The following is an 18,830-nucleotide window of genomic DNA, read 5'->3' as shown; positions in this document are numbered from 1 at the left end:
CTCTAATTTTAGAGATTTCTTTTTTATTTATTTTATTTAATTATTGCCTTGTGGAAAGTTTTTTTACCTTTTCTGATAATTACACCTTCCTTTAATTCCTCTTCAGTTATTTGATGGTTAAATTCTCCAATCCTTACATCGTTTACAAATAAACCGCCTTGCTGCACTAATCTTCTAACTTCGCTCTTTGAAGGTAGTAGACCACATGCAAGAACTAAATCTGCAATTAAGATAGAACCATCTGATAGGGTAGAAGGGTCTATAATAGTTGTTGGTATATTTTCATCATTACTTCCACCTGCGAATAAAGCTTTAGAAGCTTCTTCAGCCTTTAGAGCGTCTTCCTCACTATGAACAAGTGCAGTCAATTCATGAGCTAATATTTCCTTGGCCTTATTTAGTTCAGCTCCTTGCCAACTTTCCATTTTTTCAACTTCTTCAAGAGGAAGGAAAGTAAGCTTTTTAATAAAGTTAATTACATCTGCATCATCTACATTTCTCCAGTATTGATAAAATTCAAATGGCGAAGTTTTATTTGGGTCTAGCCAAATAGCTCCGTTTGCACTTTTACCCATTTTCTTTCCATCAGACTTTACAAGAAGAGGTATAGTCATAGCAAATGCATTTTCTCCTAATTTTCTTCTGATAAGTTCAGTACCACCTAGTAGGTTAGACCACTGATCATCACCGCCAAATTGCATATTGCATCCATATTCTTTATATAAATAATAGAAGTCATATGATTGCATAATCATATAGTTAAATTCTAAAAATGATAGCCCTTTTTCTAATCTTTGTTTGTAACATTCAGCTCTTAGCATATTATTAACTGAAAAATGAGGACCGACTTCTCTTAGCATATCCACATAATTTAGTTTCAATAACCAATCGGCATTATTTACCATAATACCTTTATCCTCACCGAACTCAATAAATTTTGAAATTTGTTTTTTAAAACAATCACAGTTGTGTTGAATAACTTCAGGAGTCATCATTTGACGCATGTCAGTTCTTCCTGATGGGTCACCTATATAACCAGTACCGCCTCCAACTAAAACAACAGGTGTGTTGCCAGCCATTTGTAATCTCTTCATTATACTAAGAGTTAGGAAGTGACCTACATGAAGAGAATCTGCTGTTGGATCAAAGCCTATATAGAATTTAGCTTTACCTGCATTAACTAATTTTTTGATATCTTCTTCATCTGTAACCTGTGCAATTAGTCCACGTGCTACTAGTTCTTCGTAAATTCCCATTATTTACACCTCTTTCCTAAAAATTTTCCTTACTTTAATATCTTATCATATATCAAAAAAATATATAAAGCATAAAATAATAAATGCCCTATATATAAGAATCAATACATAATGAAGTATTAAACTATTGATACTCTAAATTATACACTAATTGAAATAAAAGTAAATAAGCATAAATAAAAAAAAGAAAAATAGGCAATTATAGGATGAAATTTGTTGACATTAGATATATTAAAATGTATAATATAATAGTTATTGAAAACGGGCATACCTCTTTTACAAAGGTCAAGTATTTATGTATGTCTATGATTAGGAGGAAAGAAATGAACGAATTAATTAAGGCTATTGAAGCTGAAAACTTGAAAAGTGAAGTTCCTGCATTTGGACCTGGGGACACAGTAAAGGTACACGTTAAGATTATCGAAGGAAAAAGAGAAAGAGTTCAGGTATTCGAAGGTGTTGTACTTAAGAGACAAGGCGGAGGAGTTAGAGAAACTTTCACTGTAAGAAAGATATCTTTCGGTGTAGGAGTTGAAAGAACTTTCCCAATTCATTCACCAAAAATTGAAAAGATTGAAGTTACAAGATTTGGTAAGGTAAGAAGAGCTAAGATAACATACCTAAGAGGTAGAGTTGGAAAAGCTGCTAAGATTAAAGAAGCTAAGGGCAGAAGATAATCTAGCAAATAATAGTGAATTAGGATGTCTTTTGACATCCTTTTTTTGTACAAGCATTGCTTGGAAAGGAAAATATAATGGCATATAATGAAGAATATTTAAAAGATGATAACTTGAATATAAACTGGTATCCTGGCCATATGAAAAAGACTAAAGAGTTAGTTCAAAATAATTTAAAACTAGTAGATTTAGTAATAGAATTAATAGATGCTAGAATACCACTTAGTAGTAGAAATCCAGATATAGATAGATTGGTTGGAGATAAAAGTAGAATACTTTTATTAAACAAGTCTGACTTAGTGAAAAAAAAAGATATAGATTTTTGGATTGAATATTATAAGTCTCAGGGATTGAAGGTAATACCGATAAATTCGATGACAGGTGAGGGGATAAACAAAGTAGTAAACGAATGCAAGGCTCAAACAAAAGATTTGATGGACTCGTATATAGAAAAAGGAAGAATAGCTAGAGCTATTAGACTGATGATAGTAGGAGTTCCAAATGTAGGTAAATCTTCTATAATAAATAAATTATCAGGTAGAAAAAGTACACAGACAGGTGATAGACCAGGTGTCACAAAAGGTAAGCAATGGGTAAAAATAAGAGGAGATATGGAATTATTAGATACTCCAGGTATATTATGGCCGAAGTTTGAAGATCAAGAAGTTGCTTTGAATCTTGCTTTTACTAGGGCAATTAAAGATGAAATTTTAGATGTTGAAACTCTTGGTCTTAGACTGATAGAGAGATTGATAGAAATAGCACCAGAAGATTTGATGGATAGATACAAATTAAATCATTTGAGTGATAATCCACTAGATGTAATGGAAGAAATTGGCAGAAAAAGAGGATTTATATTAAGTGGAAGAGAATTAGACTATACTAGAATAGCTCAAACAGTTTTAAATGAATTTAGAGAAGGTAAAATTGGAAAAATTTGTCTAGAGAAAGTTAAATAGTCAAAAGCTTTCATACAGAAAATATTCTTTATAATTGTAAATATTGTTGAAATATACGAAGTTTTCTTTAAATAAATAAGAGTATATAGGATTTAATTAAGTAAAATCCATTGACATAGTATAAATTATTAAATATAATTTATTTAATAATTTGTTTATATTTTCTGAAAAAGAAAGCGAAGGTGGTACTATGGAGGAAAAATCTTTAGGAAGTACATGGGTAGAGATAGACTTAGATAATATTAAACACAATTTTGAAGGCATAAAAGAAAAAGTAAGTGATAATGTAAAAATGTGCATGGTTTTAAAAGCTGATGCATATGGTCATGGTTCTGTAGAACTGGGTAAATTTTATGAAGAGTTGGGTGCAGATTTTTTTGCAGTTGCTAGAACTTCAGAAGGATTTCAACTGAGAAATAATGGTATAAGATTACCTATATTGAATCTTGGAGTTACAGATCCAGATGATTATAGAGAAGCTATAAGAGAAAATATATCAATGACTATATTTTCTTATGAAACGGCTTATTTTTTAGATAAAATAGCCAAAGAAGAAAATCTAAGTGCTAAAATACATATAAAGTTGGATACTGGTATGTCAAGACTAGGTTTTGTAGTGAAAGATGATAATCTAGATTCTATTATTTCTGAAATAAAAAAGATAAGTCAACTAGAAAATGTGATTATGGAAGGTATGTTTACCCACTTTGCTACAGCTGATATAAAAAATAAAGAATTCAAAGATTTACAGATGTTTAGATTTAATTCAATAGTTAGAGAATTAGAAAATTTAAATATTAGGCCTCAAATAGTTCATTGTTCAAATAGTGCTGAGATTTTGGAATCTATAGAAAGATACGATATGGTTAGACCAGGGATAGTACAATATGGTGTATATCCATCAGACGAGGTAGATCATACAGTAGATGTAAAGCCTGTTATGTCATTTAAGACTAAAGTGACTAATATAAAGAATTTAGAACCAGGTGTATCAATTGGATATGGAAGAACTTATTTTACAACGGTTGATGAAAGAATAGCAACAATAGCAGTAGGGTATGCTGATGGATTTTTAAGAGGAAGAAGACATCCACATGTATACATTAACGGAAATAAATGTCCAGTAGTTGGCAGAATCTGTATGGATCAAACTATGGTCAGAATTCCTATGGATAAAGATATAAAAATAGGTGATGAAGTTCTAATATTTGGAGATCAATATATAAGTGTTGTCCAAGTAGCAAAGGAGTGTGAAACTATAGAACATGAAGTATTATGTGCTGTAGATAAGAGAGTTAAAAGAGCTTATAAATTAAATAATGAGATAGTTAAGATAGTAGATTATTTGAATGGAGAAAAGAATGCTTAAAAGTATAAGTAAAGAAGAAATATCAAAATTCAAAACATATCAAATTAAGGAACTAGCAGATAAAATAAGTCCAGATAAATATCTGGACTTTATCAATTTATTCGGTGCAGATGAGAGAAAATCAGTATTAAGTATCTGTAATAGCCTTAATAAGAGACTTGAAAAAATAAAATTGGAAGAAGAAAGATTAATAAGAATAAATGAATTTGAAGAAATAGCATACGATAAAGGCTATATTTATATAGGAGGAGTGGATGAAGCCGGTAGAGGACCTTTAGCTGGGCCTGTGGTAGCCGCTGTAGTAGTTTTTGATAGAATGACTAAAATACCAGGTGTAGACGATTCTAAAAAAATTAAAGAGTCAAAGAGAGAAGAGCTTTTTGAATATATAATTAAAAATGCTAAAGATTATGGTATTGGTATTGCAGATAATGTAGAAATAGATGAAATCAATATATTAAACGCAACATATCTAGCCATGAAAAGAGCTATAGATATGCTTAAAGAAAAACCAGATTGTTTATTAAATGATGCCGTTACAATACCAGATCTCAATATAGCACAAGTGCCTATAATAAAAGGAGATTCAAAATCTATATCTATAGCAGCAGCTAGTATATTAGCAAAGGTTACAAGAGATAGAATAATGTATGATATGGATAAAAAATATCCTCATTATGGATTTTCTTCTAATAAGGGATATGGAACAAAAGACCATTATAGTGGTATAATGAATTATGGCATTACGCCTATACATAGAAAGAGTTTTTTAAAAAATATCAATTATTAAAGGGGTGTTTTCATGAATTTTCAAGAAGTGGAGAATGAAGCTAGAAAGAAGTTTAAAGGAACATGTAGAGTGTGTAAAGTTTGCGATGGTGTAGCTTGTCGTGGCGAAGTGCCAGGTATGGGTGGCAAAGGTACAGGTAGTGCATTTATGGAAAATATAAAAGCCTTAGAAAAAATAAAACTCAACATGAGGGTCATACATGATGTGAGTGAAGTTGATACAAGTATTGAATTATTTGGGAAAAAGCTTGCATTACCTATAATGGCAGCTCCTATTACAGGTACAACTCTTAATATGGGCGGACAAGTTACTGAAAGAGAATATATAGAACCAGTAGTTGTCGGTTGCAAAAATAAAGATATCTATGCAATGGTAGGAGATACAGCAGTACCACAGTTTTTGATTGAAAATCTTGAAGTGATAAAAGAAAATAATGGTCATGGTATAGTTTTTATAAAACCATGGGAAAATGAAGAAATTATAAGTAAAATTAGAGATGCAGAAAAAGCAGGTGCTATAGCTGTAGGTATAGATATAGATGCATGTGGCTTAATAACACTAAAGTTACACGGAACACCTGTATTTGCAAAAAAAATAGATCAGATAAAAGAGTTGGTTGATTCTACTGAACTTCCATTTATATTAAAGGGTATAATGACACCAGATGAAGCTAAAATGGCTGCAGATGCTGGTGTATATGCTATAGTTGTATCAAATCATGGAGGAAGGGTTCAGGACTATGCTCCTGGTTCAGCAGATGTACTTCCTGAAATAGTAAAAGCAGTCGATGGGAAATGTAAGATACTAGTAGATGGTGGTATAAGAACAGGTGTAGATGTATTAAAAATGCTTGCATTAGGAGCTGATGCCTGTCTAATAGGAAGACCATTTGTAACAGCATCGTTTGGTGGACAGACTGAAGGGGTAGAATTATATATAGATAGACTAAGAGGAGATTTAGAATCTGCTATGGTCTTGACTGGATGTGCAGATTTGAAATCTATAACAGACAGAATAATATATAAGGATGTGAAGTAGAATGAGATTTGAACATTTCAATTTTAATGTATTAGACTTAGAAAAAAGTTTGAAATTTTATGATGATGCTTTGGGATTAAAGCCAGTAAGAGAAAAAAATGCAGAAGACGGATCTTTTAAATTAGTTTATTTAGGAGATGGGCAAACAGACTTTCAGTTAGAATTAACATGGTTAAGAGATAGAAAAGAGCCATATAACCTAGGAGAATGTGAATTCCATTTAGCATTAAATACTGACGATTATGAAGCTACTTATAAAAAGCATAAAGAAATGGGTATAGTAATATTTGAAAATCACTCAATGGGAATTTACTTTATTATAGATCCAGACGGTTATTGGATAGAGATATTACCAAGAGATAGACATACTAAAAAATAATAAATACTATTTTAATGCTGGTCTTATGATCAGCATTTTTTATGTTAATAATTTTATATTACTATATGACAGTATTTGATTTTTTAAACAATAAAAAATATAGGAATATATTGATTGTCAATTATAAAAAAAATATATCTACATGCGTCATTTTATAGAAAAATACAATAGATACATATACGTATATTGATTGTATTAATAGAATTAGAATGCTATATTTATCTATGGTAGATTAAATATTTTATTAAATTATTATGAAGGAAAATTTATGAAAAAAAGAATTTTATTTTTGTTTATGTCATTTATCTTTATTTTTACAACCTGTTTTGTAAACTATTCATGGGCATCAGAAGCTGATGATACTAGCAAGGTAGTATTTGGAGATGAAAATATAAAGAAAGAAGTTGTAAATTGCTTGAAAGATCCAAATAATCTTTTTGACACTAGCAAGGCAATTGATAAGACTTTGGCAACAAGCTATGAACCAACTGTTGGAGATATGAAAAATTTAAAAAAACTAACAGTAGGTCCTTTATTTGATTCTTCATACAATCCTATTAGTGCAAAGAGCATAAAAGGGTTAGAAGAAGCTGTAAATGTTGTAGACCTGCACCTATCGAGTCTACATGCACCTGATATAAATTTGATTTCCAGTTTGACAAATGTAGAAAAGTTATACTTAAAGAGTAATGATTTAAACGATTTAAGTATTATAAGTAATATGCACAATTTAGTAGATTTGAATATAAGTTCAAATAACATAACTAATTTTTCAGGTATTGAGAACTCAATAAAAATAGAAAAACTAACAGCTACAGAAAACAAGATAAGTGACTTGTCAGCTATTAAAAATTTGACAGGTTTAAAGGAATTATATTTAGATAATAATAAAATATCAGAAATTAGTCCTATTGAAAATTTGAAAAACTTAGTAGTTTTAAGATTGAGCGGAAATGTAATTAAATCAATTGATAAGATAGGTTCTAAACCTCAACTAAAAGAGTTACAGATTAATGGTACATATACAGGGCCTTTTGATCCACCTGACCAAAGTGGAAATGTAATTTCAGACATATCAAAGTTATCTATGATGACAAATTTAGAAACTCTTTATATACAAGATACAGTTTTGGTTAAAGATTTAAGCCCACTTAGCAATTTGACAAAATTAAAAACATTAATACTTAGAGGTAATAGTATTACGGACATAAAACCCTTGGCTAATTTAACAAATCTAAGTACTTTATATTTATATAAGAACCATGTAAAGGACATTAGTCCTTTATCAAATATGGTAAATATGAAAGAATTCAATTTTGCTGTAAACAATGTTGAAGACATAAGTGTGCTTAAAAATATGAAAAACTTATCAGATGTTAAGGGATATTTAAACAACATTAGCGAATTTGACTCTCTAAAGACTGTCAACGCAGAAGTAATAAACTTCACACACAATCATTTAATAGACTTGTCCTTCCTAAAGGAAACAGGTAAAAAAGGCACACAAGGTTTTTATGTACTAGATAGACAAGACAAATCTATGAAGGCCGAAATTGTATCTGAAAAATATCAAGATAATAATATTGAATTTATTATTAAAAATCCAGTTCGTCTTGCAGATGGATCTGTTTTACCAATTGATGCTAGCCAAAAACTCGACCAGTCCCTAAAAGATGATTTTGAAATAGGAGATGCAGTAGAAATAAATAATAAAGTAGTAGATTTAAATAATGCTGCAAATATTAAGATAGTTTCTGAGGGTGAAAATTTAAAGATTAGTATACCTAAAACAAGTTATAAAAATGGTATGAAAATAGATGTACCTTTTTCAAAGTTTGGAACTTTGGTGTCAGATGATATGCCGTTTGAACTATATGGAACTTTTAGTGGTGTTGTTCATTTTACTATGCCTGCTGAGTCAATTAATCCAGATAAACCTAAACCTGATAGCAATATTGAAAGAATACCAGGCAAAAAGCCGATTCAAATTGCAACTGAAATAAGTAAGAAATCATATGATAAATCTAACTATGCAATATTGGTAAGCAAGAATAATTATACAGATGCAATACTAGCATCACCATTAGCTAGTATTTATAATGCTCCTATATTAGTTACTGAAGCTGATAGAATAAGTTCAGAAGCAAAAAATGAATTACATAGGTTAGGAGTAAAAAATATAATAATAGTCGGCGGTGAATCGTCTGTATCAAAAAATATATATAATGGCTTAGAAAAAGATAAGTATAAACTTGAAAGAATTCAAGGAGCTAATAGATATTCGACATCAGTAGCTGTGTATAATAAAATAAAAAGTATAAATAAATTTAAAGCTGAAATTATATTGACATCTGGTGAAAATTTTACTGATGGAATACTAGCAAGCTCAATTGCAATAAAAAATCAGAACCCAATACTTTTAACAAGTAAAGAAAAATTGCCTTGGACGGTTAAATTCGCAATAAGGGGTGACATTAAAAATGTTATTGTAATTGGTGGTAACTCGTCAGTGCCAAACAATCAAGTTAAAAATAACTTTAGAAATAAGAACATTAAGAGAATATCAGGAGAAAATAGGTATTCAACTTCAATAGAAGTAGCTAAATATCTATATCCCTCAAGTAAGACATTTGTTGTAAGTTCTGGAGAAGATTTTAGAGATAGTTTGACATCATCTTGCCTGTATTTCAAATACGCTAGTCCAATTATGTTTACCAAGTCAAAAGAATTACCAAAAATAATTAGCGATTATGTAAATTCTTACAGAAAAATTTATGTTGTTGGAAGTGAAAATATAATATCTACTAACGTCATTGAGAAAATACGAAATTTACATAAGAAATAGAAACGGATTATTATTATATATAATGAAAATATAGAGATTTTTATATTGTATTGCCCCAAAAGACCAGCTATATATAGCTGGTCTTTTGTCGTGTATAAAACTATATTATTTAAATTATGTCTATAGAAAAGTAGGAGGTGTGGCAATGAATAGATATGAACTTGGTAAATTAGGTGAAGAGGCTGTTGCGATCTATTTAGAAAAAAGAGGATATCATACATTGAATAGAAATTTTAGAATACGAAATGGTGAAATAGACATTATTTTCACTGAGTCTAATACATTAATTTTTGGTGAGGTAAAAACAAGAACTAATGAAAAATTCGGATTACCATGTCAAGCTGTAGATATAAAAAAAATGAATAAGATAATAAATGTAGCTAGATATTTTATAGCTTGTAACAATATAAAAGATATGAATATAAGATTCGATATATTTGAAGTTTATTATAAGGAAAGAAAAATTAGACATATAAAAAATGCATATGAATTGAGGTAATTATGATATATTTTACAAAATCAGGTATTATTACAGGAATAGGTGGAAATTTTATTCAAGTAGAGGTGGATATAAGTAAGGGTATGCCATATTTTTCAATAGTAGGTCTAGCAGGTGCTCAAGTAAGGGAATCAAAAGAAAGAGTAAAATCAGCTATAATTAACAGTGGTTATGTTTTTCCTTTACATAGGATTGTAGTAAATTTATCCCCTGCAAATATAAAAAAAGATGGATCATATTTGGATTTGGCAATTTGTATAGCAGTATTAAATAGCACAATATCATTTGATAAAGGGATATTAGAAAATTCTATTTTTCTTGGGGAATTATCGCTTAATGGAAGCATAAAAAGAATGGATGGAATATTATCTATAGTATTAGATATAGTCAGTGAAGACGACCAATATTTTTTTATACCAGAAGAAAATTATATAGAATGTATGTCAATAAAAAAAGATAATATAGTACCAGTATCTCATATAAAAGAGTGTATTAAAGTATTAAAAATGGATAATCAGGATAGAGAAAAATACATTAAAGAAAAAATTGAAAAATTAAATCAGCAAATCCTATCAAATAGACTTTTGGATATGGATGACAATATTATAGTAGATTTTGAAAGTATAAAAGGGAATGAACTAGCAAAAAGATGTGCAATAATCTCAGTTGCTGGTGGTCATAATATGTTATTAATCGGACCACCTGGTACTGGCAAAACCATGCTGGCAAAAGCTATGGCATCAATACAAGCAGAGTTGGATAAAGAGCAAAGTATACTTCTAACTAGAATTTATAGTGCGGCAGGTAAGCTTGGTGATAATCTTCCAATTGTGAAATATCCTCCGTTTAGACAACCACATCATACTTCAACAAAAATAGCTATAATAGGTGGAGGACAGAATGCAAAATTAGGTGAAATAACTTTGGCGCACAAGGGAATTCTATTTTTAGATGAGTTTCCAGAATTTAAAAGAGATACAATAGAATCGCTAAGACAGCCTATGGAGGATGGTCTTATAAATATATCTAGGGTTAATGATAGCCATAGATTTCCTGCTGATTTCTTGATGCTAGCCACTATGAACAACGCCACACGCAAATGGATACAATGATATTTTAGGGTGCTTATGTGAAATAGCTGTATTTCAAAGGCTTTGAGTAAGTTTAAGAGACATAAAATAGTTAAGAATCCTGAAACAAAAATAATTACATATAAATTGCATCACCAGAAATTTTTTAGTGGGTGCATAATTTAACGATAGTATTTTAGAAAAGGAGTTGATTATGGAGAAAAATAATCGGACATTGAAAGTATATGGAATGAGCAATAATCGATATAATGATACACCTACCATCATGATGAAAGGGAAATGGTTAGAAAAATTTGGATTTAAGGTAGGGCAGAGATATCATGTTGATTGTCAAAACGGAAAACTGATTATTACTATAAAAAATTGATAAAAACAAAAGGCTCCGTGAATTTTAAAGCGGAGCCTTTATACTACTCATCATCAGATGCATCATCTTCCTGTGGTTCATACTCTATCAAATCATCAGCTTTATTTTTCCTAGTTGGTTTTTTAGCATATAGCTTATCCCAAGTGAGATGAACCTTGGAGCGTTTGTTATAAAAAATGAGGATAGCCTCAGCATAGCCAAGAGAGCCAACACGTCTGTCTTTGGCGGTTTGACTTAGAGTTTTGATGGATACTCTGCCAAGTCTTTCTTTAAAAACGGTATCCTTTATTTGGTCTCCATAGGCTGCTACAAGCCTTGCGACACCATTTAGCATATTTGCACTAAGGGAATTAGGTTCACCCTCCCAAGTGCCAATTAGGAGCCTTAGGACATGGTCTAAGACATGAAAGCCATGTTTATCATATATAGTTTCTAAAGTGGAAATAGCGCAGATGCCACCGGGTATTTTAGCGGATGATAGAGTGAGGTTATAGGATTCAACTAAATCCTGAATGATGAGATGCTTATCACTTCCTGCCTCTATACTTGCCATAAAAGTTTCATAGGGCAGCAGGGGCTTTACATATTTCATTTGATTTGCAAAGATATCAGCTTCTTCGGTATACTCCAGTTCATCATAAATCATGCACCATACAGGTGTTTCTCTAGAGCCTGAAACAAGGGCAATAATCTCAATGGTATGCTGACCATTAAAAACATAGTTTATTCCATCTCTACGGCTTACTTTTACAGGATTTACTTGATATAAGTCGAAGTTAGCAGCTGCTCGTTGAACGTGCCTAGTGGATAAATTCCTTTGATAATTTTGGTTAGAAACCAGGTTCTTTATTGGTATCTGTTCGAAGTGAACATTCGGCACATAATTCAGTAGGTCTTCCATTTGTAGTATCCTCCTTTATAATATCTTCTAATTCCTTTATCGACAATTTAAGTAGTCTAAGCTGGTATAATACTTTTTCTTTAGTATTTTTAGATGCCTTTGAAAAATCTGTATCTATTCTTGCTCGGTCGATAATGCTTCTCCATGAAGGGGAAGTGAAAACAAGACTGGATAGACTTGAGTCTGGATCATATTTAGGCATCTTTTTTATGGCAGCAAGTTTTGAAGGTTCCTGTTTTCTTCTGCGAGTTTCAGATTTTTCCGTATAGGTATATTTCCACTGAAGTGACTGCCTTATTACAGCATAATTTATATGTGCAATACTATTTTCCGTGATGTATTGATTTAGACTTTTTACTTCATGAGCAGGAAGTCTATTAAGTTCTACCATATTTTCATGAGAAACTCGTATTTTACCAGATAGTATATTTTCCGCTAGGTTAAGGTCTTTGTCTCTTAGACTGTTTATTATTTTGGTATAGGTTTCATATTTAAAGACTGTACCAGGTGCTATATGAAATGTATTTCCAATCTTATGAGAGATTTCTTGTTTGTTATAGGCTTTAGGAGGAATAAAGGGATGACTTTTGCTGTCTTTCATTTCATTAGAACGCACATATAAATTGGCGTTCTTTTCAACCTCAGCTTGATAGGCTCTTCCTATGAGATATTTACGCATTTCTCTTGTGAGGTCTTCCCGTTTTAGCTGTTCAGAACATATCTGATAATATACTTCTGCTTTTGTATATACCTGTAATTGTTTTAAGTTAAAGGGTATACCCCATATTTTGCAAATATCATATCTTTTGTGACCGTCGACTATGATTCCATTCCATATAGTGATTGGAGATAGGCAGCCATCATCAACGATACTTTCCTCAAGTTTTGTATAAGCAGATTCTGAGCAAGGCTGTATGAGAAACATGAATTCTTCATCTTTTTCCAGTTTTGGTAAATTCCATTCTACATTATTCATAGGATTATATTTCCTCCGTTGGTATGGAATCTTTTATAGAGAACTGTGCCAAGCATTCTCCTTTGTTATATTTTCCATATATTCTATAAGAGGAGTTTATTTGCCATGAATTATCTATATCCTTTAGAAGTAAAATAAGGTCTCTACATCCGAATTCCACACAGTTTCCATCATCTAATTGGTTACTTCTTATCCGAAGCGCTGATTTGTCTTTAGCAGAGGATTTTTTTATAGCGATAAGTTTCTCTTTAGGATTTACTAAAAGATTTATAAAAGAAGGATCGCCAATCATATGAAGAGTGGTTTTGTGAATTCTGATCCTGTTTTTCTTCAGATCTATACATACAATAGGCTTTTGATTTTCATAAGCATTCATGTTATACCTCGCTTCCTGATGGTGCTTCATTGCTATTTTCTAAAATTCCAAATACAGCAACCCCATCAAATATATTTACTTGTAGATTCTTTTTATGTTCTTCAAATGTAACACCGAATTGATTTTGCCAGCTTGAAGGGTAGGAGGGTGTTCTTGATATAACAGATTTACCATCGTTTCTTGCCTTTGGCTTATATATTTCAGGGTTATTCAAATCAAAGATAAAAAGGTACTCATCATTTGATTTCATTAGTTTTCCAAGTAGCTTATATCTGTTGTCAGGATTCCAACCCATCAGCTCTATAACTTTGGCATAGAAGATTCTGCAGGTTATTTGTTTGGGATTTTTCTTTTCTCCGGAAGAGCACCATTTCACAGAGTCTTTTTCTTCTTCAAGACATGGCCTTACAGCCAGTTTCTTTTCTGCAGAATTAACAAGAATCTGAACATACTCTATATCGGGTAATTTGCGGATGCATGCTTTATTTACAGAAACCTTGCTTTTATTTAGGGTAAATGACGGTTCAAAGACATGAGAAAAAAATTCTCCACGTACTACCTGAAATCCATCATAGTTGAAAGACTCAGTCTCGGTTACTTCTATTTCCGGAAGCTTCTTTTTATTGTCGATATTTTCCGAAAATTTTTGTTCAAGCATCAGTATTAACCTCCATTTCGCTCATGATATTTTTGATTTCTTTATCTAAGGTATTTCTGTCCGTTACCTTTAGTTCCGGTTCTTTATATGGCAAACCTTCTGTAGTAACATCCCATTCTGATAAAGCGTCTTCTTCGATTTCCTTTTCCTTTGCATGGCTATAGTATTTTTTGCCGAAACCTTCGCTCCAGTCTGCAGGATAGGCAAGTACCTTTTGCCCTGTACCGGAAGTAAAAGGTTTCATGGAGGTTTCTTTTGATGGTGTTACGAAAGAACTGGGCATTATTATCTCCGTGTCTTTTAGGTCAAATAGGAGAACTTTCTCATTCTCCTTTTCATGAAGGATACCAAGCATTTTATATTTACATTTTGTTTTCCAGTTTAACAGTCTAAATATGGTAGGGAGAAATGCTTTGCCACGAATAATCTTTGGTAGTGTTTTCCCATTTTTCTTTTTTGACCATATAACAGCTTGATTATTGGCTGGGGTAGAAGCCCTTACAGCAAGTATCATTTTTTCAGGATGTATTAGAAGTTCTACATGAGAAATATCTCCAAATTTTCTTACAGTTTCTGCAGAAAAGCTAATCTCACTTGAAGAAATGTTGATTGCTGCTCGACCACTTGAATTGAAGAACTGGCCATGTGCTATTTCATATCCTCTGAGGTCGAAATCGCCCTCTAGAGCAGTTATCTTGTTATTTTGGATATATTCATCATCTAATCCTTCATAAGCAGATAAACAGGCTTCAGTGTATTCTTCGGGTTTAAATCCTGCCCATCTGGGATTGATAGATACAAATCCGAGAAGTGATCCTTCTTTTACCACATGAAGAGAGGGGAGAATACCCTTGTTTCCATATTTGGAGTTGTTTATGAGATGCTGAACAGCTATGAAGTCATCTCTTGATACGATACTTTCATGATGACCTATCTGCCTATATTGATTTCTGTTCTTTTTATTTTTCTTTGATTTATGGTCTAAGAAGTTTGGTGTATAGGTTTTTCTTGCAAGAACATCACCACAGTGTCTTTCATTTTGAAGAATTTGTAATATACTACCGGAAGACCAACTTGTATTTCCTTTCTTAGTTTTACAGCCGTACTGCGTTAGTGTTTCTGCTATGACTTGACAACTATATCCATATAGGTACATAAAGAAAATGAGACGAACAACTTTAGCTTCATCTTCATTTATAACTAGGTTTCCATCCTCATTATGGTCATAACCAAGCAGTGGGGGAGTTAGGAAAATGCCTCTTTTAAAACGCATTTCTATGGATGAGTTCATGACTTCACTTTTAGTATGACTTTCTTCTTGGGCTATGGTGGCCATGAAGGCAAGGGTCATTTCACTATGAGAGTCCAAAGTATGAAGATTTTCTGACTCAAAGAATATACTTATAGGCGGATTCATATTCTTAAGTTTTCTCACATAATCAATACAATCAACTATATTTCTTGCAAATCTGGATACACTTTTTGTTACGATAAGGTCTATTTTTCCATTATTACAATCATCCATCATTCGCATAAAAGAATCTCGATGCTGAAGAGAAGTACCTGAGATTCCTTCATCAGCATAAATATCTACAAGACTCCAATTTGGATATCTTTTTATCATATCGGTGTAATGATTTTTCTGTAATTCATAGGATGAAGTCTGGTTTGGATCATCTGTAGATACCCTTGCATAAACTGCGACACGCTTAGTTGTAGTTCCGCTGAAGATGTTTTCTACAGGAACAGCAGGGATTACATCAAGTTTATCTGAGTCGATTCCTTTATACCTTTCTCTTATTTTTTGTTTTTTGTCTTCGGTAGTCTTAAGCCTTACTTCATTTTCATTCATTAGCACGATTCCTTTCCTATGAAATTTATATTTATCATATTATTTTCATAATGGAAAAACCATAAACCAAAGGTTAGGGTATTATCCTCCAGTTTATGGTTTCTTGATAAATCGGCTTATCTTTTACTTATATACCACTGATTTTTACGAATGATATGTTTTGTGAATTTTAGGATTTCGTAAAACAAACGCTTTTCATATTTGTCGCAGTCATACATAAGTGCATCGATATCCGTCTGATAATCAGATGGGTGAGATAGTAGATTTCCGGTTAACAGCTCGTCTACTGTAATACCAAGGGCATTCGCTATTTTTACTACAGATTCTAGACTCGGCTTTTTCTTGTTGTTTTCAATGTTTGATATATACACCGGTGATAAATCCGATAGTTCTGCAAGCATCTCCTGTGTGAACTTAGCACTTAACCTTATCTCACGAACCCTCATACCAATGAGTAAGTAATCAATTATCATATGTTTTTACCTCCATTTTTATATTTAGAGTAAAAAATACTCTCTATTATATTTTGGGAGGAAATATGATGATTTTGTAAGAAAATTTTAATTAGGGATTTGTAAATCTTGAAAAAACAATGCCCTTATGGTATAATAACAACAATAAGCGGAGGTGGTTGAATGCACGGTGGAATACGAGAAGGTTCAGGAAGAAAAGTCCTTGAAAATAAAAAGAAAGCAGTAACTATTTATTTAAATGAAAAAGATATAGAAATGGTTGAAAAAGCACCATTACCTGCAAGTACAGCATTTTCCCAAAAATGTAGAGATTTGATAGATTTAGGTCTTATCTATCTCAGAGAAGATTTAAAGGCAGATTCTGATGAAATTAAATATATTGATTTATTCTGTGGTCTTGGAGGAATAAGAATAGGCTTTGAACAGGCTTTAAAAGAAATGGGATTGAAAGGTAAATGTGTATTTTCAAGCGATATAAAGCCAGCAGCAATTACTTCATATAAGAACTATTTTGGTGAAGATGCAAAATGTGATATAACAAAAATAAAACCATCAAGTTTACCAAATTTTGAGTTCTTACTGGCAGGTTTTCCCTGCCAAGCTTTTTCTCAAGCTGGGCTTGGGTTAGGATTTCAGGATACTAGAGGAACTCTTTTCTTTGATATAGCAAAAATTCTTATGGAAAAGAAACCTAAAGGATTTGTCCTTGAAAATGTAGAGGGATTGGTATCTCATGATAAAGGGAAAACCTTCAAAGTAATAAAAAATACATTGAAGGAGTTAGGATACAGCGTTGAAACCAAGGTTTTAAATGGTAAAGATTTTGGATTAGCACAGTCGAGAAATAGAATTTATTTTATAGGTTATAGGGATGGAAAAGTAAAGCCCCTTGATAATTTTAAAGAAATGCATGTGCAATTACGAGATATTATAGACGAAGGAGTACCTCCAGTAGATACAGATTTCACGAGAAAACTTTTATCTCATTATTCAGTTGAAGATTTATATGGAAAGGCAATAAAAGATAAAAGAGGTGGTGAGAACAATGTACATAGTTGGGACATTGGTATTAAAGGAGAAGTTAGTATTGAGCAGAAGGAATTATTAGACATTTTATTAAAACAACGTAGGAATAAAAAATGGGCGGATTTAATAGGTATAGAGTGGATGGATGGAATGCCATTAACGGAAGAAATGATTCACACATTTTACCCCCACCCCAATTTGCATGAAATGCTAGTAGATTTGGTAGAAAAAGGTTATATTGCATATGAATATCCTAAGCAGTTAATTGGTAATAAAAGAGTTCCAGATTCAACATTGGAAAAAGGATATAATATAGTAACTGGTAAGTTATCATTTGAGTTTACTAAGGTTTTATCGCCAGATGAAGTTACCCCTACACTTGTAGCTACAGATGTACAGAAATTAGCTGTACCGGTTGGAAACGGAATACGCTCTTTAACAGTCAAAGAAGGACTAAAGTTATTTGGTTTCCCAGATGATTATTCTCTTGATAAATTGAAGAAAAATGAAGCTTTTGATTTGTTAGGGAATACAGTTTGTATTCCTGTAATAAAAGCTGTTTCATTAAAACTGCTCGAATCATGTGAATAGATAAGATGAAAGAGGTATCGACTAACAATCAATACCTCTTTTAGATTACTTTAATATCTTGAAACTTTATCAAACCATTTATCTGGAGTGAATGGGAGTGCAGGATTTGGGAACATTTCGAATGCTTCCTTAACTGCTTTTATAAAGTCGATTTTTGTTGCAAATGATCCATCTGGATTACGATTAAAATTGTAAGGTCTCATTGCATAAGGCATATTTCTTTTAACTTGAAGCCCTATAGGATATTTTGCAGTTGAAGATGTGATTTCCCATATGTGCTTAAGAAATACTTTTTGAACTGTAAATCCTTGGGAAAATCCATCATCTTCCGGTTTATATCCTAGAATAAAATATTGAGCATTTAATTTTCCAGGAGAGTTATAGGTTGTTTCTACAAAACTCTGGAAATTAGCTAAGTCAAAAGCTGGAGCATTATTTATATTCCAAGCTTTGACTTCCATATCATAGGTTTGTGTTCCAAACTGAGCAACAAAATCAGGAAATACTTGTGTACCTTCTCCAGATTTAATATCAACACCTAAAAATCTAAACCAGTCTGGAAGCCATTCTTGCAGGCAATTTCCGATAACATCATTACCAGTATATACATGGCTTCTGTTGGCAAAAGTTATTGTTATAGTACCATGTTGCCCTTCTAATTTTTCTTTTGAGATTTCAAACAATTCTTGTAATGAGTTAATTTGCAT

19 protein-coding genes are annotated in these 18,830 nt (G+C 31.8%); 11 read left to right on the top strand and 8 right to left on the bottom strand.

Translation table 11 applies throughout. From position 1 onward, the window contains the following. Positions 1–32: 32 nt before the first annotated feature. The gene (gene tyrS / locus O0R46_RS05845; RefSeq protein ID WP_269310789.1) at positions 33–1,256 is read right to left on the bottom strand and encodes a tyrosine--tRNA ligase; all 1,224 of its coding nucleotides are present in this window, start codon (positions 1,254–1,256) and stop codon (positions 33–35) included. Between the two features lie 323 nt (positions 1,257–1,579). Here tyrS and rplS point away from each other — a divergent pair, with 323 nt between their 5' ends. The 10 genes from rplS (at position 1,580) to O0R46_RS05795 (ending at position 11,270) form a co-directional block, all read left to right on the top strand. After that, on the top strand, positions 1,580–1,933 hold the full coding sequence (gene rplS / locus O0R46_RS05840; RefSeq protein ID WP_269310788.1) for a 50S ribosomal protein L19: 354 nt from the start codon (positions 1,580–1,582) through the stop codon (positions 1,931–1,933). 77 nt (positions 1,934–2,010) lie between these two features. Further along, on the top strand, positions 2,011–2,892 hold the full coding sequence (ylqF, locus tag O0R46_RS05835) for a ribosome biogenesis GTPase YlqF (RefSeq protein ID WP_269310787.1): 882 nt from the start codon (positions 2,011–2,013) through the stop codon (positions 2,890–2,892). Positions 2,893–3,082: 190 nt separating this feature from the next. Beyond that, positions 3,083–4,261, top strand: a complete 1,179-nt coding sequence (gene alr, locus O0R46_RS05830) for an alanine racemase (RefSeq protein WP_269310786.1) — start codon at positions 3,083–3,085, stop codon at positions 4,259–4,261. Beyond that, positions 4,254–5,051 (top strand): ribonuclease HII, encoded by a 798-nt coding sequence (locus tag O0R46_RS05825; protein ID WP_269310785.1) that lies wholly within the window; start codon positions 4,254–4,256, stop codon positions 5,049–5,051. The genes alr and O0R46_RS05825 overlap by 8 nt, the downstream gene beginning before the upstream one ends. A gap of 12 nt (positions 5,052–5,063) precedes the next feature. Beyond that, positions 5,064–6,089, top strand: coding sequence for an alpha-hydroxy-acid oxidizing protein (locus O0R46_RS05820; RefSeq protein WP_269310784.1), 1,026 nt, complete (start codon positions 5,064–5,066; stop codon positions 6,087–6,089). A gap of 1 nt (position 6,090) precedes the next feature. After that, positions 6,091–6,468, top strand: a complete 378-nt coding sequence (locus O0R46_RS05815) for a VOC family protein (RefSeq protein ID WP_269310783.1) — start codon at positions 6,091–6,093, stop codon at positions 6,466–6,468. A 268-nt stretch (positions 6,469–6,736) separates the two neighbouring features. Beyond that, positions 6,737–9,313, top strand: a complete 2,577-nt coding sequence (locus O0R46_RS05810; protein ID WP_269310782.1) for a cell wall-binding repeat-containing protein — start codon at positions 6,737–6,739, stop codon at positions 9,311–9,313. A gap of 145 nt (positions 9,314–9,458) precedes the next feature. Beyond that, on the top strand, positions 9,459–9,812 hold the full coding sequence (locus tag O0R46_RS05805; RefSeq protein WP_269310781.1) for a YraN family protein: 354 nt from the start codon (positions 9,459–9,461) through the stop codon (positions 9,810–9,812). Positions 9,813–9,814: 2 nt separating this feature from the next. Then, positions 9,815–10,924: a YifB family Mg chelatase-like AAA ATPase gene (locus O0R46_RS05800; RefSeq protein WP_269310780.1), complete on the top strand. Its 1,110-nt coding sequence runs from the start codon at positions 9,815–9,817 to the stop codon at positions 10,922–10,924. Positions 10,925–11,132: 208 nt separating this feature from the next. After that, complete coding sequence (locus tag O0R46_RS05795; RefSeq protein WP_269310779.1) at positions 11,133–11,270, top strand: SymE family type I addiction module toxin; 138 nt, start codon at positions 11,133–11,135, stop codon at positions 11,268–11,270. Between the two features lie 43 nt (positions 11,271–11,313). On the opposite strand, the gene O0R46_RS05790 is transcribed toward O0R46_RS05795, so the two are convergent. From O0R46_RS05790 to O0R46_RS05765, 6 genes are all read right to left on the bottom strand, one after another. Continuing rightward, complete coding sequence (locus tag O0R46_RS05790; RefSeq protein ID WP_269310778.1) at positions 11,314–12,171, bottom strand: DUF6551 family protein; 858 nt, start codon at positions 12,169–12,171, stop codon at positions 11,314–11,316. Then, a complete protein-coding gene (locus O0R46_RS05785) occupies positions 12,101–13,147 on the bottom strand; it encodes a ParB N-terminal domain-containing protein (protein WP_269310777.1) in 1,047 nt (348 codons plus the stop codon). Before O0R46_RS05785 ends, O0R46_RS05790 begins: the two co-directional genes overlap by 71 nt. Before the next feature lie 4 nt (positions 13,148–13,151). Further along, positions 13,152–13,523, bottom strand: coding sequence for a hypothetical protein (locus O0R46_RS05780; RefSeq protein ID WP_269310776.1), 372 nt, complete (start codon positions 13,521–13,523; stop codon positions 13,152–13,154). A 1-nt stretch (position 13,524) separates the two neighbouring features. Further along, the gene (locus tag O0R46_RS05775; protein ID WP_269310775.1) at positions 13,525–14,181 is read right to left on the bottom strand and encodes an integrase; all 657 of its coding nucleotides are present in this window, start codon (positions 14,179–14,181) and stop codon (positions 13,525–13,527) included. Then, positions 14,174–16,033 (bottom strand): recombinase family protein, encoded by a 1,860-nt coding sequence (locus tag O0R46_RS05770; RefSeq protein ID WP_269310774.1) that lies wholly within the window; start codon positions 16,031–16,033, stop codon positions 14,174–14,176. Before O0R46_RS05770 ends, O0R46_RS05775 begins: the two co-directional genes overlap by 8 nt. A gap of 116 nt (positions 16,034–16,149) precedes the next feature. Continuing rightward, complete coding sequence (locus tag O0R46_RS05765) at positions 16,150–16,506, bottom strand: helix-turn-helix domain-containing protein (RefSeq protein ID WP_269310773.1); 357 nt, start codon at positions 16,504–16,506, stop codon at positions 16,150–16,152. A 162-nt stretch (positions 16,507–16,668) separates the two neighbouring features. On the opposite strand from O0R46_RS05765, the gene dcm reads away from it, so the two are divergent. Further along, a complete protein-coding gene (dcm, locus tag O0R46_RS05760) occupies positions 16,669–18,123 on the top strand; it encodes a DNA (cytosine-5-)-methyltransferase (RefSeq protein ID WP_269310772.1) in 1,455 nt (484 codons plus the stop codon). 50 nt (positions 18,124–18,173) lie between these two features. Here the strand turns inward: dcm and O0R46_RS05755 are convergent, their stop codons facing one another. After that, on the bottom strand, positions 18,174–18,830 hold the full coding sequence (locus O0R46_RS05755) for an NgoBV family restriction endonuclease (protein ID WP_269310771.1): 657 nt from the start codon (positions 18,828–18,830) through the stop codon (positions 18,174–18,176).

It is taken from the genome of Peptostreptococcus equinus (genome assembly GCF_027125355.1).
GTDB lineage: Bacteria > Bacillota > Clostridia > Peptostreptococcales > Peptostreptococcaceae > Peptostreptococcus > Peptostreptococcus equinus.
Note: the sequence above shows the minus strand (reverse complement) of the source record. Positions and strands in the feature narration are given on the sequence as shown.